Consider the following 20,345-nt stretch of genomic DNA (forward strand, 5'->3'; position numbering starts at 1 on the left):
GCCCGCCCGCCCCTAGAAATCGGAGAACACACCACATGACAACGACGTCAGCGACGTCGACGCGCGGTGGAGCGCGCGTCCACGTCCAGCGCTTCGGCACCTTCCTCTCGGGAATGGTCATGCCGAACATCGCGGCCTTCATCGCCTGGGGCTTCATCACGGCCCTCTTCATCCAGACCGGATGGCTCCCCCTCCTCGGCATCGACGCCACCTGGGTCCAGCAGTTCGGCGGCTGGAGCACGGATCCCGACGTCGTCAACACCGGCCTCGTCGCCCCGATGATCACCTACCTCCTCCCGCTCCTCATCGCGAACACCGGCGGCCGCATGGTCTACGGCGCCCGCGGAGGCGTGGTCGGCACCATCGCGACCATGGGCGTCATCGTCGGCGCCGGCATCCCGATGTTCATCGGCGCCATGATCATGGGCCCGCTGTCGGCGTGGCTCATGAAGAAGGTCGACTCGATCTGGGACGGCAAGATCAAGCCCGGCTTCGAGATGCTGGTCAACAACTTCTCCGCCGGAATCCTCGGCCTCCTCCTCGCGCTCCTCGCCTTCGCGGGCGTCGCGCCGCTCGTGGTCGGCCTCTCGACCGCCCTCGGTGCGGGCGTGGAGTTCCTGGTCAACGCGGGCCTGCTCCCGCTGACCTCGCTCTTCATCGAGCCGGCGAAGATCCTCTTCCTGAACAACGCCATCAACCACGGCATCCTCACGCCGCTGGGCGTCCAGCAGGCGGAGGAGGCGGGCAAGTCCTACCTCTTCCTCCTCGAGGCCAACCCCGGCCCCGGCATGGGCGTGCTCCTGGCCTTCGCGTTCTTCGGCGTCGGCGCGGCCCGCGCCTCCGCTCCCGGCGCGGCGATCATCCACTTCATCGGCGGCATCCACGAGATCTACTTCCCGTACGTGCTGATGAAGCCGGCGCTGCTCGCGGCCGTCATCCTCGGCGGTGCGACCGGTGTCGCGACGAACGTCGCGTTCAACTCCGGCCTCCGCGCCCCCGCCTCGCCCGGCTCGATCATCGCGGTGCTCCTGCAGACCGCGAACGACAGCTTCCTCGGCGTCATCCTCTCGGTGATCCTCGCGACCGCCGTGTCGTTCCTGGTGGCCTCGGTCATCATCCGGTCCGGCCGCAAGCGCGACCTGGCCGCGGAGCAGGAGGGCGACGACAAGCTCGCCGCCGCCGTCGCCGCCAACGAGGCGAACAAGGGCAAGGAGAGCGCCGTCGGCTCGCTCATCAACGCCCGCGGCGCCAACGCTCCGCAGGACTCGGCCGGCGCCTCGACCGCGGGGGCCACGGCCACCGCGACCCAGGTCCGGAACATCGTCTTCGCCTGCGACGCCGGCATGGGCTCGTCCGCGATGGGCGCCTCGGTGCTGCGGAACAAGATGAAGAAGGCGGGCTTCGAGGACGTCACGGTCACCAACAAGGCGATCGCAGCTCTCGAGGACGACGTGGACCTGGTCATCACCCAGGCCGAGCTCACGGAGCGCGCCCGCCAGCGCACCCCGGGCGCGATCCACGTCTCCGTGGACAACTTCATGAACAGCCCGAAGTACGACGAGGTCGTCTCGCTGGTCGCGGAGCAGCACGCTAAGTAGTACGCCAACCATTCGGAGGGAACCCGTAGGGTGCGACAGAGCGGACACGCTCCGCTCGCCCCTGCGGGTTCCCTCGCTGTCAGCACCTCCACGGAAGGACGCACCCCATGAGCGACGTGCTCACCATCGGACAGATCGACGCCTCCGGCACCGCCACCACGAAGGAGGCCGCCATCAAGGAGGCCGCCGACATGCTGGTCGGCGTCGGCGCGGTCACCCCCGCCTACTACGAGGCCATGCTCGCCCGCGAGGCGACCGTCTCGACCTACATGGGCAACCTGCTCGCCATCCCGCACGGCACCAACGACGCGAAGGACGAGATCCGCTCCTCCGCCCTCTCGTTCGTGCGCTATGCGCAGCCGATCGACTGGGACGGCAACGAGGTGCGCTTCGTCGTCGGCATCGCCGGCGTCGACAACGAGCACCTCGAGATCCTCTCCAAGATCGCGATCATCTTCTCGGAGGAGGACGAGGTGCAGAAGCTCCTCGACGCCCCGGACGCGCAGTCGCTCTACAGCCTGCTGGGCGAGGTCAACTCCTGATGCCCACCGCCGTCCACTTCGGCGCCGGCAACATCGGCCGCGGCTTCGTCGGCCTGATCCTGCACGGCGCCGGCTACGAGCTCGTCTTCGCCGACGTCAACTCCGAGCTGATCGGCCGCCTCGCCGCCGCCGACAGCTACGAGGTGCACGAGGTGGGGGAGGAGGCGGCCACGCACGTCGTCGACCGCTTCCGTGCGATCGACTCGGCCGCCGACGAGGAGGCGCTCGTCCGCGAGATCGCCGCCGCCGACATCGTCACCACGGCCGTCGGCCCGAACATCCTGCGCTTCGTCGCCCCCGTGATCGCGAAGGGCCTCGCGGCCCGCGACGAGTCGGCGCCGCGGCTGGCGGTCATGGCCTGCGAGAACGCGATCAACGCCACGCGCCTCCTGCAGACCGAGGTCGCCGCGAACCTCGGCGCGGACGAGTGGGAGCGCCTGCGCACCCGCGCCGTCTTCGCCGACACCGCGGTGGACCGCATCGTCCCGAACCAGGACCCGGGCCAGGGCCTGGACGTGACAGTGGAGAGCTTCTTCGAGTGGGTCGTCGACCGCACTCCGTTCGAGGGCACCGAGCCGGAGATCCCGGGCGCGACCTGGGTCGACGACCTCGAGCCCTTCATCGAGCGGAAGCTCTTCACGGTGAACACCGGCCACGCGACGGCCGCCTACACCGGCTTCGCGGCCGGAGCGCACAAGCTCTCCGACGCGCTGGCGATGCCCGAGGTTCACGACGCGGTCAAGGCCGCGCTCGAGGACACCAAGGCGCTCATCGTGGCCAAGCACGGCTTCAGCGACGAGGAGCAGCAGGCCTACCTCGAGAAGACGCTGAAGCGCTTCGCGAACCCGTACCTGACCGACACGGTCGACCGGGTGGGACGCCAGCCGCTGCGGAAGCTGTCGCGGCACGAGCGCTTCATCGGACCGGCGGCCGAGCTCGCCGACCGCGGGCGCACGCCGGAGGGCCTGCTCGCCGCGATCGGCGCCGCGCTGCGCTTCGACGTGCCCGAGGACCCCCAGAGCGTGGAGCTCCACGAGAAGCTGGCCGCGCTCAGCCCGGAGGAGTTCGTGGCGGAGGTCACCGGCCTCACGGCCGAGCATCCGCTCTTCGACCGGGTCGTGGCGGTCGTGCGCGGGTAGTCCCGTGGCCGCACGGCGGCGAACGACGACGAGGTCCCCTGCTTCTCGCGGGGGACCTCGTCGTCGTCTGCGGCGGCTCGGGCGGAGCGCTAGAACAACCGCCAGCGGGTGAGCGGCCAGGCCACGGCGAAGACGCGTCCGGTGACCCTGTCGATCGGCACGGTCTTCACGCACGTGTCGATCGGCCCGCCGGCGCCGCGGCACTCGCCGAGCGAGTCGTTGGAGTTCGACCGGTGGTCGCCCAGGACGAAGAGGGATCCCTCGGGGACGGTGTACTCGTCGAAGCAGCGGAGGGACGCGGGGCTCGTCGTGCAGTCGAGGGTCCCGGGGGTGAAGGGGAAGTCCTCGAACACGTAGGACTCGTCCAGCGGCTTCCCGTCGACCAGCACGTGCCCGTCGGCGTCGCAGCAGGAGACGGTGTGGCCCCCCTCGGCGATCAGCCTCTTGACGAGGAACTCCTCGTGGGAGGGGCCGATGCTGGTGACGTCGCCGAAGGTCTTCACGATCTCGGAGAGGGGGCTGCCGGCCTCGTCGCTCGCGCCCCAGTCGGCGTCGCGCGAGAAGACGACGATCTGCCCCTCCTCCGGCCCGCCCTGGAGGGCGAGGGTGCGGTCGACCAGGATGCGGTCGCCGAAGAACCCGCCGCCCTGGAGGGTGTTCTCCATCGAGCCGGTCGGCACCGTGTACACCTTCACGAAGAAGGTCTGCACCAGGGCGATGACCGCGATCGCCGCCAGGATCGTCACCACCGGGTGCGAGTACCAGCTCCGCCTCGCGGTCGCTGACCTCGTCGTGCGCGCCATGTGCTCTCCCTCCGGCTCGACGGAGCCAGCCTAGGCGGCGGCGGACGCGGGGCCCGGCAGGGGGCGCGCGTCGGGCGCGGAGGCGGAGGAGGGGGCGACACGCCCGAGGTGGCGGAACGGCCGCGATTCGCGTAGCATCGACCCTTGGTGTTTTGCGCGTGCTCCGGCATGCCCGCGAACCCCGATCCGGGCTCTCGCCCGGTGGTGGATCGTCGCGGAAACATTCGCACGACCAGTACACACACTACTTCCGAACGACAGTGAGGCTATGGCCAAAAAAGACGGTGTCATCGAAATCGAAGGTGCGGTTGTCGAGGCGCTCCCCAACGCGATGTTCCGCGTGGAGCTGACCAACGGACACAAAGTTCTCGCCCATATCTCGGGCAAGATGCGTCAGCACTACATCCGGATCCTCCCCGAGGACCGGGTGATTGTGGAGCTGAGCCCCTACGACCTGACCCGCGGCCGGATCGTCTACCGCTACAAGTAGGCGTTCGCTCCGCTGACGTTCGCGACGTGCGTGTCCTGTAAGGAACGGCCCCGGCATCCGCCGGGAGCACGACGCCAGCGAAAACAAGGACAAGAACAATGAAGGTCAACCCCAGCGTCAAGCGCATCTGCGACCACTGCAAGATCATCCGCCGCCACGGCAACGTGATGGTCATCTGCAGCAGCAACCCCCGCCACAAGCAGCGCCAGGGCTAGTCCCGCTGCTTCCGCGAGGGAGCGCAGGGGCGGCGTGCCGCCCCCACTGCACAACTGAACACACCCGCAGCACCAGAAATCGCGCAGCACCCCGGCGACCCCGGGGTGGACGGCGAGGACACCTTCGGTCGGAGGCCGAGGCACCGGTGCTGCTTCACACCTCCACTCACTCACAGGAGAAGCCACAATGGCACGTCTGGCAGGAGTAGACATCCCGCGCGAGAAGCGCGTGGAGGTCGCACTGACCTACATCTACGGTGTCGGCCGCACTCGCGCGCTCAAGACCCTGAGCGACACCGGGATCGACGGCAACATCCGCGTCAAGGACCTCAGCGACGACCAGCTCGTCTCGCTCCGCGACTACATCGAGGGCAACTACAAGGTGGAGGGCGACCTCCGCCGCGAGGTCGCCGCCGACATCCGCCGCAAGGTCGAGATCGGCTCGTACGAGGGCCTCCGCCACCGTCGCGGCCTCCCGGTCCGTGGACAGCGCACCAAGACGAACGCGCGCACCCGCAAGGGACCCAAGCGCACCGTCGCCGGCAAGAAGAAGGCCGGCCGCAAGTAACGCGGGCGACACGGACCTAGAGGAGATACAGAATTGGCTACCCCCAAGTCGGCCGCGCGCAAGCCGCGCCGCAAGGAGAAGAAGAACATCGCTGTGGGCCAGGCCCACATCAAGTCGACGTTCAACAACACCATCGTCTCGATCACCGACCCCTCCGGGGCCGTCATCAGCTGGGCCTCGTCCGGTGGAGTCGGCTTCAAGGGCTCGCGCAAGTCGACGCCGTTCGCCGCCCAGCTCGCCGCCGAGTCGGCCGCGCGCCAGGCTCAGGAGCACGGCATGAAGAAGGTGGACGTCTTCGTGAAGGGCCCCGGCTCGGGTCGTGAGACCGCGATCCGCTCGCTCCAGGCCGCAGGCCTCGAGGTCGGCTCGATCAACGACGTCACCCCGCAGGCGCACAACGGCTGCCGCCCGCCCAAGCGTCGTCGCGTCTAAGCAGCACTCGCAGCCGTCGGCCGGCCGCACGAACCGCCTCCGGGCGGGGAGTGCGGCCCACCGGCGGATCGCGCATTTCTTTCACAACTCCACACCTCGCAAACGCACGTGTCATATAGCGGACACGTGATCGAAAGGAATCATCAGTGCTTATCGCACAGCGTCCGACGCTCACCGAGGAGAACATCTCGGAGTTCCGTTCCCGCTTCGTCATCGAGCCCCTCGAGCCCGGCTTCGGCTACACGCTCGGCAACTCGCTGCGTCGCACCCTGCTGTCCTCCATCCCCGGCGCCGCTGTCACCAGCATCCGGATCGACGGAGTCCTGCACGAGTTCACGACCGTCCCGGGCGTCCGCGAGGACGTCACCGAGATCATCCTGAACATCAAGGGACTCGTCGTCTCCTCCGAGCACGACGAGCCGATCACCGCCTACCTGCGCAAGCAGGGAGCCGGCCAGGTCACCGCCGCGGACATCTCGGCTCCGGCCGGTGTCGAGATCCACAACCCGGAGCTCGTCATCGCCACGCTGAACGACAAGGCGAAGTTCGAGCTCGAGCTCACGATCGAGCGCGGCCGCGGCTACGTCTCGGCGACCCAGAACCGCAGCGAGTTCTCCGAGGCCGGCCAGATCCCGGTCGACTCGATCTACTCACCCGTGCTGAAGGTCACCTACCGCGTCGAGGCCACCCGTGCCGGCGAGCGCACCGACTTCGACCGCCTGGTCGTGGACGTGGAGACGAAGGCCGCGATCTCGCCGCGCGACGCCATCGCCTCCGCCGGACGCACGCTGACCGAGCTGTTCGGTCTCGCCCGCGAGCTGAACAACGCGGCCGAGGGCATCGAGATCGGCCCCGCGCCGGTCGACGCGGTCCTCTCGACCGAGCTGTCCATGCCCATCGAGGACCTCGACCTCTCGGTGCGCAGCTACAACTGCCTCAAGCGCGAGGGCATCAACAACGTCAATGAGCTCGTCGCCCTCTCGGAGACGCAGCTCATGAACATCCGCAACTTCGGTCAGAAGTCGGTGGATGAGGTCAAGGAGAAGCTGACGGAGCTCGGCCTGTCGCTCAAGGACTCGGTCCCCGGGTTCGACGGCGCCCACTTCTACAGCTACGACGACGAGAGCATCTAGGTCCTCCGCTCCGGAGCCCCGGCTCCTCGCGTCCGACCTGCTGACACCCCTTTAGTACTGGAGTAAACCCATGCCCAAGCCCACCAAGGGCCCCCGCCTCGGAGGCGGACCCGCACACGAGCGCCTGCTGCTGGCGAACCTGGCCGCGGCCCTGTTCACGCACAAGAGCATCAAGACGACCGAGACCAAGGCCAAGCGCCTTCGTCCGCTCGCCGAGCGCCTGGTGACCTTCGCCAAGCGCGGCGACCTGCACGCCCGCCGTCGCGTCCTCGCGACGATCGGCGACAAGTCGGTCGTCCACGAGCTCTTCACCGAGATCGCTCCGCTCGTCGCCGAGCGCGAGGGCGGCTACACCCGCATCACCAAGATCGGCCCCCGCAAGGGAGACAACGCGCCCATGGCCGTGATCGAGCTCGTCCTCGAGCCCGTCACGCCCAAGGCGAAGAAGTCGCGCACCGCCACGGCGCCCGTGTCCGCTCCGGTGGACGAGGCCCCCGCCGAGGAGACCACTGCCGAGGAGACCCCCGTCGAGGAGGCGCCCGTGCAGGACGCTCCCGTCGAGGACGCCGCGCAGGACGCTCCTGTCGAGGAGACCGGCGCGACCAAGTAGTCACGCCCCCTCTGCCGAGAGCCCTCCGTCCCCTCCGGGGCGGGGGGCTCTCGTCGTTCCACGGGGCCGAGTGGCGCGAATCGTCGCTTACGATGGCACGGCTGCGCTCGTCGGGTGCGGCCGCGTCACGACCGGCGCTCCCGGGGTCCGCCGCGACGATCCTCGGAGGACTCCTGTGCGACTGCCCTCCTCGGCTGCTGCGGCGCTCCTCGCCCTGGCACTCGCGGGCGGAGTGAGCGGCTGCGCCTCCGGCGAGGTGATCGACGTGCCGGAGTCGGCGGGCCTCGCGAGCACGCCTCCGGTACCGTCGGCCGCACCGACCGTGCCCTCCGTGCCCTCCGTGCCGTCGAGCGAGGGCGTGGACTGCGCGACCGCTCTCCCCGCCTCCCTCGTCGAGCAGGAGGCCGGCTCGACGGCGGGCACCGTGTCGATCACCGCCGCGGGAGACACGTGCTCCTACGCCGTCGACGGCGGCGATCCGGTCGTCGTGCTGACGCTGCACCGCGGGCCCCTCGTCGAGACCTTCACCGGTGCGGGCGAGGCGCTCGGCGCCGTGCCGGTCTCGCTGGGCACGGCCGCCTACGGGGTGCAGGGCATCGCCTCCGCTCCCTCCGAGCTGGCCGTGCTCGCAGGCGGCGGGGAGGCGCGGATCGTCTTCTCGGTCGGCGAGCAGTCGACGCTGGTCGGCTGGGCGGTCTCGGCCCTGGCGACCGTCGACGTCCCGCTCGCGGTCGCCTGTGCCGCGACCACGGCGCGCTCTACACTCGTCTGATGCTCCACCGCGTCCGCCTCGACCTGGCCTACGACGGCTCGCACTTCTCCGGGTGGGCCAAACAGCCCGGCCTCCGCACCGTGCAGGGGGTGCTCGAGGAGTCGCTCGCCCTGGTGCTGCGCTCCGAGCAGCACCCGACCGTGACGGTCGCCGGGCGCACCGACGTCGGCGTGCACGCCAGCGCCCAGGTCGCCCACGTCGACCTCACCTCCGAGCAGTGGGGCCGCATCAGCACCGGCCGGCGCCGACCGGGGGAGGAGCCGTTCCCGCCCGCGTCGATCCTGGAGCGGCGGCTCCGCGGGATCCTCGGGCAGTACACCGACGTCTCGGTGCACCGGGTGACGGAGGCGCCGGAGGGGTTCGACGCGCGGTTCTCGGCGCGCTGGCGGCGGTACGAGTACCGGCTGGCCGACGCCTCCTCGATGCGCCACCCGCTCGACCGCACGTACACCACCTGGATCACCGACTCCCTCGACCTCGACGCGATGTCGGCCGCGGCCCGCTCGCTCCTGGGCCTGCACGACTACGCGTCGTTCTGCCGTGCCCGCGCAGGGGCCACCACCATCCGGAGCCTGCTCGACTTCACCTGGGAGCGAGACGCCGACGGAGTCCTGCACGCCCACCTGCGCGCGGACGCCTTCTGCCACAGCATGGTGCGGGCCCTCGTGGGGGCGTGCGTCGCGGTCGGCGCCGGGAAGCTCGAGGCGGGGGCGGTCCCGCTGCTCCGGGACGCCGCCAGACGGACCAACGCGTTCGCGGTGATGCCGGCCCGCGGCCTCATCCTCCGCGAGGTCGACTACCCCGAGGACGACGCGCTCGCCGAGCGGGCCCTGCTCACCCGCGCGAAGCGCACCGTGCGGACCGAGGGGCCGGACCCGGAGGACTCGGAGTGAGGCGAGGGCGCGCGCCCGCGCCCCGCGACCCGTGGCGGCCCGGGTCGCACCTCCCGCCGCCGGAGCCCCTGCCGCCACGATCCGTGCTTGGCCGCACGGGGGCTTTGCTGTAATGTCGACCCTTGGTGTTTTCGGCCGTGTGCCGAGCGCCCGAAGTTGAGCCCTCCACCGGATCGGTTCGGCCCCTCGCGGGTCGAACGGCCACGGAGCGGGATCCACGAACACCTCACTCCGACCAGAAAGCAGCACTCACGTGACTCGCACTTTTTCTCCGAAGCCGGCTGACGTCCAGCACGACTGGATCGTCATCGACGCGTCCGACGTCGTGCTCGGCCGTCTCGCCACCCACGCCGCGGCGCTCCTGCGCGGCAAGCACAAGGCCACCTTCGCGCCGCACATGGACATGGGCGACTTCGTCATCATCGTCAACGCGGAGAAGGTCGCCCTCACCGGCCAGAAGCTCCTCCAGAAGAAGGCCTACCGCCACTCCGGCTACCCGGGCGGCCTCTCGGCCACCACGTACGCCGAGCTCCTCGAGAAGAACCCGGTCCGCGCCGTCGAGAAGGCCATCCGCGGCATGCTCCCCAAGAACTCCCTCGGCCGCGCCCAGCTGCGCAAGCTGAAGGTCTACACGGGATCCGAGCACCCCCACGCGGCCCAGCAGCCGCAGGCGTACGCCTTCACCCAGGTCGCCCAGTAGGCTCCGGCCCTCCCCGACACCCCAGACTTCGAAGACAAAGGATCACCTACACCGTGGCGAAGATCGCAGACCAGATCGACGTGGCTCCCGAGAGCTACTCCACCGAAAGCCCGGCCACCGAGGCGTCCACGACGCCCCGCGCCGTCCTCAACGTCTCCGGCGCAGCCGTGGGCCGACGCAAGCAGGCCATCGCCCGCGTGCGCCTCGTCCCCGGCAACGGCGGCATGACCGTCAACGCCCGCGAGTTCGCGGAGTACTTCCCCAACAAGCTGCACCAGCAGCTGATCACCGACCCCTTCAAGGTGCTCGACCTGATCGGCTCCTACGACGTGGTCGCCAAGATCACCGGCGGCGGCCCCTCCGGTCAGGCCGGCGCGCTGCGCCTCGCCATCGCCCGTGCACTCAACGAGATCGACCGCGAGAACAACCGCGCGATCCTGAAGAAGGCGGGCTTCCTGACCCGCGACGCCCGCGTCATCGAGCGCAAGAAGGCCGGTCTCAAGAAGGCCCGCAAGGCGTCCCAGTTCTCGAAGCGCTAGTCGACGCGGCCTGACGGCCGCACGACCAGCAGCTCGAGAAGGGACTGCGCACCATGCCGCGCCTGTTCGGAACAGACGGCGTCCGTGGCCTCGCGAATCGCGAGGTCACGGCCGACCTGGCTCTCGGCCTCGCCCAGGCGGCCGCCCGTGTACTCGGAGCGGCCGCCCGGGCAGAGGGCCGTCGGCCCGTCGCCGTGCTCGCCCGCGACCCCCGCATCTCCGGTCAGTTCATCGGAGCCGCGGTCGCGGCGGGTCTCGCGAGCGCGGGAGTCGACGTGCTCGACGCCGGCGTCATCCCGACGCCCGCCACCGCCTACCTCATCGCCGACGAGAACGCCGACTTCGGCGTGATGATCTCGGCCTCGCACAACCCCGCCGCCGACAACGGCATCAAGTTCTTCGCCGCCGGCGGACGCAAGCTCCCGGACGAGCTCGAGAACCGCATCGAAGCGGCCCTCGGAGTCCCCCCGCTCACGCCGACCGGAGCCGACGTCGGCCGCATCACCCGCTTCTCCGACGCGGAGGACCGCTACGTCCTCCACCTGCTCGGATCCCTCGAGGGCACCCGTCTCGACGGCCTGCACGTGGTCATCGACTGCGCGCACGGCGCCGCCGCCGGTATCTCGCCCCAGGTGTTCACCGACGCCGGAGCGACCGTCACCGTCATCGGCAACGACCCCGACGGCCTCAACATCAACGACGGAGTGGGCTCCACCCACCTCGACAACGTCGCCGACGCCGTCCGCGCAGCCGGCGCCGACATCGGCATCGCCCACGACGGCGACGCCGACCGCTGCCTCGCGGTGGACGCCCAGGGCCGCATCGTCGACGGCGACCAGATCATGGCGATCCTCGCGACAGCCATGGCCCGCCGCGGCGCCCTCCGCGACGACGTCCTCGTGGCCACCGTCATGAGCAACCTCGGCCTCAAGCTCGCCATGCGCGCCGCCGGCATCCGCGTCATCGAGACCGCGGTCGGCGACCGCTACGTCCTCGAGGCGATGAACGACGGCGGCTACTCGCTCGGCGGGGAGCAGTCCGGCCACGTCATCATGAGCCGCTACGCCACCACCGGCGACGGCGTGCTCACCGGCCTCCAGCTCGCGGCCGAGATGGCCCGGACCGGACGCACGATCGCCGACCTGGCCGCCGTCATGTCCGTCTTCCCGCAGACCCTCCTCAACGTGCGCGGCGTCGACCGCGAGGGCGTCCGCGACGACGAGGTCATCGCCTCCGCCGTCGCCGACGCCACCGCCGAGCTCGGCAGCGACGGCCGTGTGCTCCTGCGCCCCTCCGGCACGGAGCCGATGGTGCGCGTCATGGTCGAGGCGAAGACGCAGGAGACGGCCGACCGCCTCGCCGAATCGCTCGCCGCGGTCGTGCTCGAGCGGCTGCGTTCTTAAGGAGCCGCTCCCTGCGCGGCTCCTCGCGGTCGGCTTGGGGAGGTGGTCGCGATGGGTGGAGCGGGGGGCGTTCGCCGCGGGTGAATCGCTTGGCACGCGGCTGTGTTCGTTGCGGGGCCGCTCCCTGCGCGGCCCCTCGCGGTCGGATTCGCGAGGTGGTTGCGATGGGTGGAGCGGGGCGCGTTCGCCGCGGGTGAATCGCTTGGCACGCGGCTGTGTTCGTTGCGGGGCCGCTCCCTGCGCGGCCCCTCGCGGTCGGCTTCGCGAGGGGGTTGCGCGGGCGGAGCGTGTCGCGGTCGCCGCGCGTGAATCGCTTGGCACGCGATTCACGCTGACGGCTCGTGGGTGGCGGCGAGCCTGCGCCGATCGTGCGGTGAAGGGGTTCGACGTCGGTGGCTGCGCGGTGTGCGCGGCGGCGAACAGCGACCGGGGGCGCGGTCAGATCTTGCGGAGGAGGACCGAGGAGACCGTGTGATCGGCCTGCTTGCGGAGGACCAGGCTCGCGCGGGAGCGGGTGGGGCGCACGTTCTGCAGCAGGTTCGGCTCGTTGATCGCGGCCCAGATGCTCCGCGCGCGCTCACGGGCCTCGTCCGGACTGAGCGCCGCGTAGCGGTGGAAGTAGGAGTTCGGATTCGCGAACGCGCCCTGCTGCAGGGTGAGGAAGCGCTCCTCGTACCAGCGCGCGATGTCGCTGGTCCGGGCGTCGACGTAGACGGTGAAGTCGAACAGGTCGCTGACCGCCAGGCCGTGACCGGGCACCGGCGGCTGCAGCACGTTCAGGCCCTCGACGATCAGCACGTCCGGCCGCCGCACGACGATCTCGGCGTCGGGGACGATGTCGTAGGAGAGGTGCGAGTAGAACGGCGCGCGCACCTCCGCGGCCCCGCCCTTCACCTCCGAGACGAAGCGCAGCAGCGCCCGCCGGTCGTACGACTCGGGGAAGCCCTTGCGGCTCATCAGACCGCGGCGCTCCAGCTCGCGGTTGGGCAGCAGGAAGCCGTCGGTGGTCACCAGCTCGACGCGGGGCGTGTCCTCCCAGCGGGCGAGCAGCTCCCGCAGCAGGCGCGCGATCGTCGACTTGCCCACCGCGACCGACCCCGCGACGCCGATCACGAACGGAGTCGGCTGCGCGCGCTCCCCGAGGAACGTGCTCGTCGCGCGGTGCAGGTGCCGCGCGCCACCGGCGTACAGGCTCAGCAGGCGCGAGAGCGGCAGGTAGACCTCCGCGACCTCGGTGAGGCTCAGCCGGTCGCCCAGCCCCCGCAGCTGCACGACCTCGGTCTCCGACAGCGGCAGCTCCGTGGTGCGGGCGAGCTCGGCCCAGTCGGAGCGGACGATCTCGACGAAGGGGGAGGGGTGCGCGTCGCGTGCGGGATCGCGAGGAGACGACGGCATGGGGACCGATCCTAGCGTCCGCCCCGCCGGGTGCCCGACGCCGCGGGAGGCGCCTCCGCGCCGCTTAGAATCGAGCGCATGTGTGGAATCGTTGGATACGTCGGTGAGCGCGACAGCCTGGCCGTGCTGCTCGGGGGCCTGAAGCGTCTGGAGTACCGCGGCTACGACTCGGCCGGCGTGGCCGTGATCGACGCCGACGGGCAGCTCGACAGCCGCAAGCGCTCGGGCAAGCTCAGCGTCCTCGTCGACGACCTCGAAGCGCACCCGCTGGCCGAGGGCACCACGGGCATCGGCCACACCCGCTGGGCGACGCACGGCGGCCCGACCGACCGCAACGCCCACCCCCACCTCGCGGACGAGGGCAGGCTCGCCGTCATCCACAACGGCATCATCGAGAACTTCCAGCCGCTCAAGGAGCAGCTGCTCGCCGAGGGCGCTGTCTTCGAGAGCGAGACCGACACCGAGGTCGCCGCGCACCTGATCGCCCGCGAGTACCGCCGCACCGGCGACCTCGTGCTCGCCTTCCAGGCCGTCGTCGCGCACCTCGAGGGCGCGTTCACCCTGCTCGCCCTGCACCAGGACCAGCCCGGCGTGGTCGTCGGCGCGCGCCGCAACTCGCCGCTCGTGATCGGCCTGGGCGACGGGGAGAACTTCCTCGGCTCCGACGTCGCGGCGTTCGTCGAGTTCACCCGCCGCGCGGTCGCCATCGGCCAGGACCAGATCGTCACGATCACCCCGGAGCTCGTCACGGTGACCGACTTCTTCGGCAACCCCGTCGAGACCGAGCCGTTCGAGATCGCCTGGGACGCGTCGGCGTCCGAGAAGGGCGGCTGGTCGAGCTTCATGGCGAAGGAGATCACCGAGGGCCCCGAGGCCGTCGCGAACACGCTCCGCGGCCGCATCCACGAGGGCGCGATCACGCTGCCCGAGCTCGACGCGCTCGGTCCGGTGCTGACGGAGATCGACCGCATCACGATCATCGCCTGCGGCACGGCCGCCTACTCGGGCATGGTCGCCAAGTACGCGATCGAGAAATGGGCGCGCGTCCCCGTCGAGGTCGAGCTCAGCCACGAGTTCCGCTACCGCGACCCGGTGCTCACCCCGCGCACCCTCGTCGTCTCGATCAGCCAGTCCGGTGAGACGATGGACACGCTGATGGCGGTCAAGTACGCCCGCGAGCACGGCGCCAAGACGCTCTCGGTCTGCAACACCCAGGGCGCGACGATCCCACGCGAGTCGGACGCCGTGCTCTACACGCACGCGGGCCCGGAGGTGGCGGTCGCCTCGACCAAGGCCTTCGTCGCCCAGATCGCGGCGCTCTACCTCTTCGGGCTGCACCTGGCCGCGGTGCGCGGTGCCGCCTCCACCGAGCTCGTCGCCTCGCAGGCGGCTCAGCTCGCCGCGATCCCGGAGAAGCTCTCCCGCGTGCTCGACGCCTCCGACGACATCGCCCAGCTGGCCGGCTGGATGGCCGACACCCGTGCGGTGCTGTTCCTCGGCCGCCACGTCGGCTACCCGGTGGCGCTCGAGGGCGCGCTGAAGCTCAAGGAGCTCGCCTACATACACGCCGAGGGCTTCGCGGCGGGCGAGCTCAAGCACGGCCCGATCGCACTGATCGAGCCTGGCCAGGTCGTCTTCGTGATCGTGCCGAGCCCGAGCGAGTCGTACGAGCTGCAGCGCAAGGTGATCTCGAACATCCAGGAGATCAAGGCCCGCGGCGCCCGCGTCATCGCGATCGCGGAGCAGGGCGATACGGCCGCGATCCAGATCGCCGACGAGGTCGTGCCGATCCCGCTCGCCGACCCGCTGTTCGAGCCGCTGCTCGCCGTCACCCCGCTGCAGATGTTCGCGATGGAGCTCGCCGCCGCCAAGGGCCTCGACGTCGACCAGCCGCGCAATCTCGCCAAGTCGGTCACGGTCGAGTGATCGAGCCGTGATCGTAGGGATCGGGGTGGACGTCGTGGACCTCGCGCGCTTCGAGCGCTCGCTGACGCGCACGCCCCGGCTCCGCGACCGGCTGTTCGCCGAGAGCGAACGCTCGCTCCCCGTCGCCTCGCTGGCGGGCCGCTTCGCCGCCAAGGAGGCGCTGATCAAGGCGCTCGGCGACTCCGTGGGCGCCCGCTGGCACGACATGGTCGTCGAGCGGGACGAGCACGGGAATCCGTCCTTCGCGCTGCACGGCCCGGCCCGGGCGGCCGCGGAGGCGCGGGGGATCACGCGCGTGCACCTCTCGATGACGCACGACGCGGGCGTGGCCTGCGCGTTCGTGGTGGCCGAGTCGTGAGCGTCCCCGCGTCGTACCGCGAGGCGGTGATCGACGTCGACGCGATGGCGGCGAACGCCGCGCGTCTGCGCGAGCTCACCGGTGCCCGACGGCTCATGGCCGTCGTCAAGGCCAACGGCTACGGGCACGGCGCCCTGGCCGCGGCGCAGGCGGCGCTCGACGGCGGCGCGGACGCCCTCGGCACCGCGGAGCTGCGGGAGGCCGTGGCCCTGCGCGAGGCAGGCGTCGTCGCTCCGATCCTCTGCTGGCTGCACGATCCCGGCGAGGACTTCGACGCGGCGCTCGAGCACTCGATCGACGTCGCCGTCTCCTCGGTCGACCAGCTCGACACGCTCGCGCAGTCGGCGGAGGACCGCGGCGTGCGCGCGGCCGTGCAGCTCAAGGTCGACACGGGCCTCAGTCGCAACGGCGCCGCGGAGGAGGAGTGGCCGCACCTGGCGGAGGCGCTCGCCCGTCACAGCGCTCGCGGCACCGTCCACCTCACCGGGCTGTTCTCGCACCTGTCCAACACCTCGCGCGAGGACGACCTCGCCCAGCTCGCGCTCCTCCGCCGCGCCGAGGCCGTGCTGGCGGCGCACGGGGTGCAGGCGCCGGTCCTGCACCTCGCGGCGACGGCGGCGGCGCTGCGCCTCCCGGAGGCCCGCCTCGACATGGTGCGCAGCGGCATCGCCCTCTACGGACTCTCGCCGTTCGAGGACGAGACCTCGCTCCAGCTCGGGCTCGTCCCGGCGATGACGCTGCAGGGCCGCGTCGCCGGCGTCCGCCGGGTGCCCCACGGGACCGGCGTGAGCTACGACTACACCTGGCGGGCCGAGGGCGGGACGACCCTCGCGCTCGTGCCGTTCGGCTACGCGGACGGCATCCCGCGGAGCGCCTCCGGCGTCGCGGAGGTCTCGATCGGCGGCCGCCGCCACCGGATCGCCGGGCGGGTCGCGATGGACCAGTTCGTCGTCGACGTGGGGGATGCGAGCGTCGCGACGGGCGACCCGGTGACGCTCTGGGGCGACCCGACGACCGGCGTCCCCTCGGTAGACGAGTGGGCGCGGTGGTGCGGCACCATCAACTACGAGCTGGTCACCCGGCTCGGGCCGCGGGTCCAGCGGCGGCTGCTGAGCGCGGCGGACGGCCGTGCCTGAGCGCTCCTGGTTCGCGGACCGCGTCGTCGAGGTCGCCGATCCGGAGGCCATGGCGGAGCTCGGCCGCGAGCTCGGCCGAGTGCTGCGCGCCGGCGACCTGCTGGTGCTGACCGGGCCGCTCGGCGCGGGCAAGACGACCTTCACGCGCGGGCTCGGCGAGGGCCTCGACGTGCGGGGTCCCGTGACGAGCCCCACCTTCGTGATCGCGCGGACGCATCCGCCGCTGCACGACGGGCCGCCGCTCGTGCACGTCGACGCCTACCGCGTGGGCTCGCCGGTCGAGCTCGACGACCTCGACCTCGATCCGGCGCGCTCTGTGATCGTCGTGGAGTGGGGGGCCGGGATGCTGGACGGCGTCGCGGAGTCCTGGCTCGACGTGGTCATCGAGCGGCCGACCGCCGGCTCCGACGCCGAGGAGGGCGAGGAGCCGATCGAGCCGCGGACCGTCCGCTTCCGCGGCACCGGCTGGAGCTGAGCCCGCGGGTACCCTGGACGCGTGCTCCTCGCGATCGACACCTCCTCCGGAACCTCCGTCGCCGTCGTCGACTCCGCGGGCGCCGTGCGCTCGGAGCGCACCGAGACCGACACCATGCGCCACGCGGAGGTGGTCGGCCGGCTGATCCAGGAGGCGCTCGAGGCGGCCGACGTGGCTCCCGGGGGCATCGAGGCGGTCGCCGTGGGCATGGGCCCCGGCCCCTTCACCGGCCTCCGGGTCGGGATCGCCGCCGCCCGGGCCTTCGCGCTCGGCCGAGGCGTCCCCACCCTCCCCGTGGTCTCGCACGACGCGATCGCGCTCGCCGCGCTGCGGCACGGGCGCGCCGCGGGCTTCCTCGTCGTCACCGACGCCCGCCGCCGAGAGCTGTATTGGAGCGCCTACGACGGGCTCGACGATCAGGGGCTCCCCGTCCGCCTCGCCGGCCCGGGCCTGGACAAGCCGCCGGCCCTCCCGCATCCGGAGCTCCCGCGCCTGGAGGCCGAGTCTGTCTCCGCCGGCGAGCTCGGAGTCGTGGCCGCCCGCCTGCGCGCGGCCGGTCGGCCCGGTGCCGCGGACGAGCCCCTCTACCTCCGCTCGCCCGACGTCACGCTGTCCGCCGGCCCCAAGCGGGTGACCGCATGAGCGAGGCCGTGCTCCGCGACGCGCAGGCGGACGACCTCGACGCCGTCATGGCGATCGAGGAGTCCGAGTTCGCCGGCGACGCCTGGTCGCGCGGGATGATGGCGGAGGAGATCCGGAGCCGTCACACCCGGTACCTGGTCGCCGAGCAGGACGGCGAGGTGGTCGGCTACGCCGGGCTCCTCTGCCCCGTCGGCGCCCACGAGGGCGACGTGCAGACGATCGCGGTCGTCGCCCGGGTCCGCCGCACCGGCCTCGGCCGCCGACTGCTGCGCGCGCTCCTCGAGGCGGCCGGCGAACGCGGCGCCCGCGAGGTCTTCCTCGAGGTCCGCGCCGACAACCCCGCCGCGCAGACCCTCTACCGCTCGGAGGGCTTCGAGGAGATCGGCGTCCGCCCCGCCTACTACCAGCCCGACGGAGTGGACGCGATCGTGATGCGCCGGCCGCCGACCCCGACCCAGGAGACCCCGTGAGCACCGGACCCCTCGTCCTCGGCATCGAGACCAGCTGCGACGAGACGGGGATCGGCATCGTCCGCGGCACGACGCTTCTCTCGAACACCATCGCCTCCTCGATGGAGGAGCACGCCCGCTACGGCGGCGTCGTGCCCGAGGTGGCCGCCCGGGCGCACCTGGAGGCGCTCGAGCCCGCCCTGCACGCGGCGCTCTCCGAGGCCGGTGTCGCGCTCGGCGACCTGGACGCGATCGCGGTCACCAGCGGACCGGGACTCTCGGGCGCCCTCATGGTCGGCGTCGGAGCGGCGAAGGCGCTCGCCGTCTCGCTCGGCCTGCCGCTCTACGCCGTGAACCACCTCGTCGGCCACGTGGGAGCCGATGTCCTCCGTGCAGACGGCAGCGAGGGCAGCCCCGTCGAGGTGCCGACGATCGCGCTGCTGGTCTCGGGCGGGCACACCTCGCTCCTGCACGTGCGCGATCTGGTGTCGGACGTCGAGCTGCTCGGCGAGACCATCGACGACGCCGCCGGCGAGGCCTTCGACAAGGTGGCGCGAGTCCTGGGCCTGCCCTATCCGGGCGGACCGCAGATCGACCGGGTGGCGGCGGACGGGGACCCGAAGGCGATCCGCTTCCCCCGCGGGCTCAGCCTGCCGAAGGACCTCGAGCGCCACCGCTACGACTTCTCGTTCTCAGGGCTGAAGACCGCGGTCGCCCGCTGGGTCGAGAAGCGCCAGGACGCGGGGGAGGAGGTGCCCGTGGCCGACGTCGCGGCGAGCTTCCGCGAGGCGGTCGCCGACGTCCTGCTCACGAAGGCGCTCGCCGCCTGCCGCGACCGGGGCGTGCCGCGCCTCCTGCTCGGCGGCGGCGTGGTCGCCAACGCCCGGGTGCGCGCGCTGGCGGAGGAGCGGTGCGCGGCCGCGGGAGTGACCCTGCGGATCCCGGCGCTCTCGCTCTGCACCGACAACGGCGCGATGATCGCCGCACTGGCGGCGCAGCTGATCGAGGCGGGGCATCCGCCGTCGGGGCTCGGCTTCGGGGCCGACTCGACCCTCCCGGTCACCGAGATCCAGGTCCGCTGAGGCCTCTACCGGGCGGCGGCCGGGGCGCGCAAGCGCCGTCCAGCTTTTTGACAGGCGGATCGTGCCACTGCCACTCTTGGCCGCATCCGCTCGTTCCTGACCCTGGGGGATTCCATGACCACTCCGTACACGCCCGCGTCCGACCGCTACAACATCCTGGCGATCATCGGCTTCATCGCCTCGTTCTTCGTCTCCATCGTGGGCATCGTGCTGGGCTTCATCGCCCTGTCGCAGATCAAGCGCACGGGGGAGAAGGGCCGCGGCCTCGCCCTCGCCGCCGTCATCATCGGCTTCGTCGCGATCATCATCACCATCATCTCGTTCGTCGCGCTCTTCTCGATCGCGGCGACCATGCCCTCGACCGGGTACTGATCGACACGCCTCCGAGGCTCGGGGGCGCCCGCACCACCAGGAGGACACCGTGACCGACGACACCGCGCCCGGACCGCAGACCGGACCGGCTCCCGCGCCGTTCGCCCCTCCGCTCGGCGAGCCGTCGGCGGCCTACCCGCCGCCGACGGCCGCCGCCGATCCCTACCCCGGTCTCCCGCCCCGCCGCCCGCCGATGAATCCGCTCGCGGTCGCGGCTCTGGTGTGCGGACTGCTGGGGCTGGCGCCCGCCGCCATCGTCCTCGGCCACATCGGCTTCGCCCAGGCCCGGCGTTCCGGACAGCGCGGCCGCGGTCTCGCGGTCGTCGGCTTCGTGCTGGGCTACCTCGCGATCGTCCTCGCGGTGATCGCCTACCTCGCCTGGACGGCCTTCGTGGGCGACCTGCGCGACGGCGGGTACCTGCCCGCGTGAGCGGACGGAACCCCTCCGCCGCCGCCCGGGTGCTGGCTAGACTCGCGCCATGAGCGACGACAGCACCCGTCCCGGCCCCGGCTCCGACGAGCAGCACGGCTCCGTCCCGGTCCCGCCGGCCCCGCCCGTCCCCCCGGCTCCGCCCGCTCCGCCCTCGGCCGCGTCGCAGCCGTCGGTGCCGCTCGCCGACTCCGCGCCGCCGGCCTACGGGTCGCCGCCGCCCCCGCCCGCGTACCCCTCCGC

The 20,345-nt window shown here is 71.6% G+C and carries 25 protein-coding genes and 1 pseudogene; 24 read left to right on the plus strand and 2 right to left on the minus strand.

Annotation, left to right across the window (positions count from 1 at the left end; translation table 11 throughout):
- The first annotated feature begins 35 nt into the window (after window positions 1–35).
- The 3 genes from C5C54_RS16540 (at window position 36) to C5C54_RS16550 (ending at window position 3,279) form a co-directional block, all read left to right on the plus strand.
- On the plus strand, window positions 36–1,598 hold the full coding sequence (locus C5C54_RS16540) for a PTS mannitol transporter subunit IICB (RefSeq protein WP_104269407.1): 1,563 nt from the start codon (window positions 36–38) through the stop codon (window positions 1,596–1,598).
- A 107-nt stretch (window positions 1,599–1,705) separates the two neighbouring features.
- On the plus strand, window positions 1,706–2,140 hold the full coding sequence (locus C5C54_RS16545) for a PTS sugar transporter subunit IIA (RefSeq protein WP_104224996.1): 435 nt from the start codon (window positions 1,706–1,708) through the stop codon (window positions 2,138–2,140).
- Window positions 2,140–3,279 (plus strand): mannitol-1-phosphate 5-dehydrogenase, encoded by a 1,140-nt coding sequence (locus C5C54_RS16550; protein WP_104269408.1) that lies wholly within the window; start codon window positions 2,140–2,142, stop codon window positions 3,277–3,279. Before C5C54_RS16545 ends, C5C54_RS16550 begins: the two co-directional genes overlap by 1 nt.
- Before the next feature lie 89 nt (window positions 3,280–3,368).
- On the opposite strand, the gene lepB is transcribed toward C5C54_RS16550, so the two are convergent.
- The gene (gene lepB / locus C5C54_RS16555; RefSeq protein ID WP_104251134.1) at window positions 3,369–4,082 is read right to left on the minus strand and encodes a signal peptidase I; all 714 of its coding nucleotides are present in this window, start codon (window positions 4,080–4,082) and stop codon (window positions 3,369–3,371) included.
- A 268-nt stretch (window positions 4,083–4,350) separates the two neighbouring features.
- Between lepB and infA the strand changes: the two genes are divergently transcribed.
- The 11 genes from infA (at window position 4,351) to glmM (ending at window position 11,837) form a co-directional block, all read left to right on the plus strand.
- The gene (gene infA / locus C5C54_RS16560; RefSeq protein WP_022883252.1) at window positions 4,351–4,572 is read left to right on the plus strand and encodes a translation initiation factor IF-1; all 222 of its coding nucleotides are present in this window, start codon (window positions 4,351–4,353) and stop codon (window positions 4,570–4,572) included.
- Between the two features lie 98 nt (window positions 4,573–4,670).
- On the plus strand, window positions 4,671–4,787 hold the full coding sequence (gene rpmJ, locus C5C54_RS16565) for a 50S ribosomal protein L36 (RefSeq protein ID WP_055787164.1): 117 nt from the start codon (window positions 4,671–4,673) through the stop codon (window positions 4,785–4,787).
- Between the two features lie 187 nt (window positions 4,788–4,974).
- Window positions 4,975–5,355 (plus strand): 30S ribosomal protein S13, encoded by a 381-nt coding sequence (rpsM, locus tag C5C54_RS16570; RefSeq protein WP_068251511.1) that lies wholly within the window; start codon window positions 4,975–4,977, stop codon window positions 5,353–5,355.
- A 33-nt stretch (window positions 5,356–5,388) separates the two neighbouring features.
- Window positions 5,389–5,787 carry a 30S ribosomal protein S11 gene (gene rpsK, locus C5C54_RS16575; RefSeq protein ID WP_055787170.1) on the plus strand — a complete coding sequence of 133 codons (399 nt, stop codon included), beginning with the start codon at window positions 5,389–5,391 and terminating at the stop codon, window positions 5,785–5,787.
- Window positions 5,788–5,933: 146 nt separating this feature from the next.
- Window positions 5,934–6,920 carry a DNA-directed RNA polymerase subunit alpha gene (locus tag C5C54_RS16580; protein WP_104224999.1) on the plus strand — a complete coding sequence of 329 codons (987 nt, stop codon included), beginning with the start codon at window positions 5,934–5,936 and terminating at the stop codon, window positions 6,918–6,920.
- A 70-nt stretch (window positions 6,921–6,990) separates the two neighbouring features.
- Entirely contained in the window at window positions 6,991–7,530 is a 540-nt protein-coding gene (rplQ, locus tag C5C54_RS16585; protein WP_104225000.1) for a 50S ribosomal protein L17, read from the plus strand.
- A 175-nt stretch (window positions 7,531–7,705) separates the two neighbouring features.
- A complete protein-coding gene (locus tag C5C54_RS16590; protein ID WP_104288829.1) occupies window positions 7,706–8,302 on the plus strand; it encodes a hypothetical protein in 597 nt (198 codons plus the stop codon).
- Window positions 8,302–9,195, plus strand: coding sequence for a tRNA pseudouridine(38-40) synthase TruA (locus C5C54_RS16595; protein WP_104263582.1), 894 nt, complete (start codon window positions 8,302–8,304; stop codon window positions 9,193–9,195). Before C5C54_RS16590 ends, C5C54_RS16595 begins: the two co-directional genes overlap by 1 nt.
- A gap of 253 nt (window positions 9,196–9,448) precedes the next feature.
- Window positions 9,449–9,895, plus strand: a complete 447-nt coding sequence (rplM, locus tag C5C54_RS16600; protein ID WP_104225003.1) for a 50S ribosomal protein L13 — start codon at window positions 9,449–9,451, stop codon at window positions 9,893–9,895.
- Between the two features lie 53 nt (window positions 9,896–9,948).
- A complete protein-coding gene (gene rpsI, locus C5C54_RS16605; RefSeq protein WP_104225004.1) occupies window positions 9,949–10,434 on the plus strand; it encodes a 30S ribosomal protein S9 in 486 nt (161 codons plus the stop codon).
- Window positions 10,435–10,487: 53 nt separating this feature from the next.
- Entirely contained in the window at window positions 10,488–11,837 is a 1,350-nt protein-coding gene (gene glmM / locus C5C54_RS16610; RefSeq protein WP_104225005.1) for a phosphoglucosamine mutase, read from the plus strand.
- 438 nt (window positions 11,838–12,275) lie between these two features.
- Here glmM and coaA read toward each other — a convergent pair whose 3' ends face one another.
- Window positions 12,276–13,232, minus strand: a complete 957-nt coding sequence (coaA, locus tag C5C54_RS16615; RefSeq protein ID WP_104234153.1) for a type I pantothenate kinase — start codon at window positions 13,230–13,232, stop codon at window positions 12,276–12,278.
- A gap of 78 nt (window positions 13,233–13,310) precedes the next feature.
- Between coaA and glmS the strand changes: the two genes are divergently transcribed.
- The 10 genes and pseudogenes from glmS to C5C54_RS17755 all read left to right on the plus strand — a co-directional run.
- Window positions 13,311–15,158 carry a glutamine--fructose-6-phosphate transaminase (isomerizing) gene (gene glmS, locus C5C54_RS16620; RefSeq protein WP_104227413.1) on the plus strand — a complete coding sequence of 616 codons (1,848 nt, stop codon included), beginning with the start codon at window positions 13,311–13,313 and terminating at the stop codon, window positions 15,156–15,158.
- Window positions 15,159–15,165: 7 nt separating this feature from the next.
- Window positions 15,166–15,516: a holo-ACP synthase gene (locus C5C54_RS16625; RefSeq protein WP_104225009.1), complete on the plus strand. Its 351-nt coding sequence runs from the start codon at window positions 15,166–15,168 to the stop codon at window positions 15,514–15,516.
- Window positions 15,513–16,652, plus strand: a complete 1,140-nt coding sequence (gene alr / locus C5C54_RS16630) for an alanine racemase (RefSeq protein ID WP_104225010.1) — start codon at window positions 15,513–15,515, stop codon at window positions 16,650–16,652. Before C5C54_RS16625 ends, alr begins: the two co-directional genes overlap by 4 nt.
- 49 nt (window positions 16,653–16,701) lie before the next feature.
- Window positions 16,702–17,127, plus strand: coding sequence for a tRNA (adenosine(37)-N6)-threonylcarbamoyltransferase complex ATPase subunit type 1 TsaE (gene tsaE, locus C5C54_RS16635; protein ID WP_104227417.1), 426 nt, complete (start codon window positions 16,702–16,704; stop codon window positions 17,125–17,127).
- Window positions 17,128–17,148: 21 nt separating this feature from the next.
- Complete coding sequence (tsaB, locus tag C5C54_RS16640) at window positions 17,149–17,769, plus strand: tRNA (adenosine(37)-N6)-threonylcarbamoyltransferase complex dimerization subunit type 1 TsaB (protein WP_104225011.1); 621 nt, start codon at window positions 17,149–17,151, stop codon at window positions 17,767–17,769.
- A complete protein-coding gene (gene rimI / locus C5C54_RS16645) occupies window positions 17,766–18,239 on the plus strand; it encodes a ribosomal protein S18-alanine N-acetyltransferase (protein WP_104225012.1) in 474 nt (157 codons plus the stop codon). Before tsaB ends, rimI begins: the two co-directional genes overlap by 4 nt.
- Window positions 18,236–19,300, plus strand: a complete 1,065-nt coding sequence (tsaD, locus tag C5C54_RS16650; RefSeq protein ID WP_104225013.1) for a tRNA (adenosine(37)-N6)-threonylcarbamoyltransferase complex transferase subunit TsaD — start codon at window positions 18,236–18,238, stop codon at window positions 19,298–19,300. Before rimI ends, tsaD begins: the two co-directional genes overlap by 4 nt.
- 114 nt (window positions 19,301–19,414) lie before the next feature.
- Entirely contained in the window at window positions 19,415–19,672 is a 258-nt protein-coding gene (locus C5C54_RS16655) for a DUF4190 domain-containing protein (RefSeq protein ID WP_104225014.1), read from the plus strand.
- Window positions 19,673–19,721: 49 nt separating this feature from the next.
- Window positions 19,722–20,102: a DUF4190 domain-containing protein gene (locus C5C54_RS16660; RefSeq protein ID WP_104225015.1), complete on the plus strand. Its 381-nt coding sequence runs from the start codon at window positions 19,722–19,724 to the stop codon at window positions 20,100–20,102.
- A 49-nt stretch (window positions 20,103–20,151) separates the two neighbouring features.
- A pseudogene (locus C5C54_RS17755) lies at window positions 20,152–20,345 on the plus strand (hypothetical protein); the annotation flags it as partial.

This window comes from Rathayibacter sp. AY1F2 (assembly GCF_002930885.1).
Lineage (GTDB): Bacteria > Actinomycetota > Actinomycetes > Actinomycetales > Microbacteriaceae > Rathayibacter.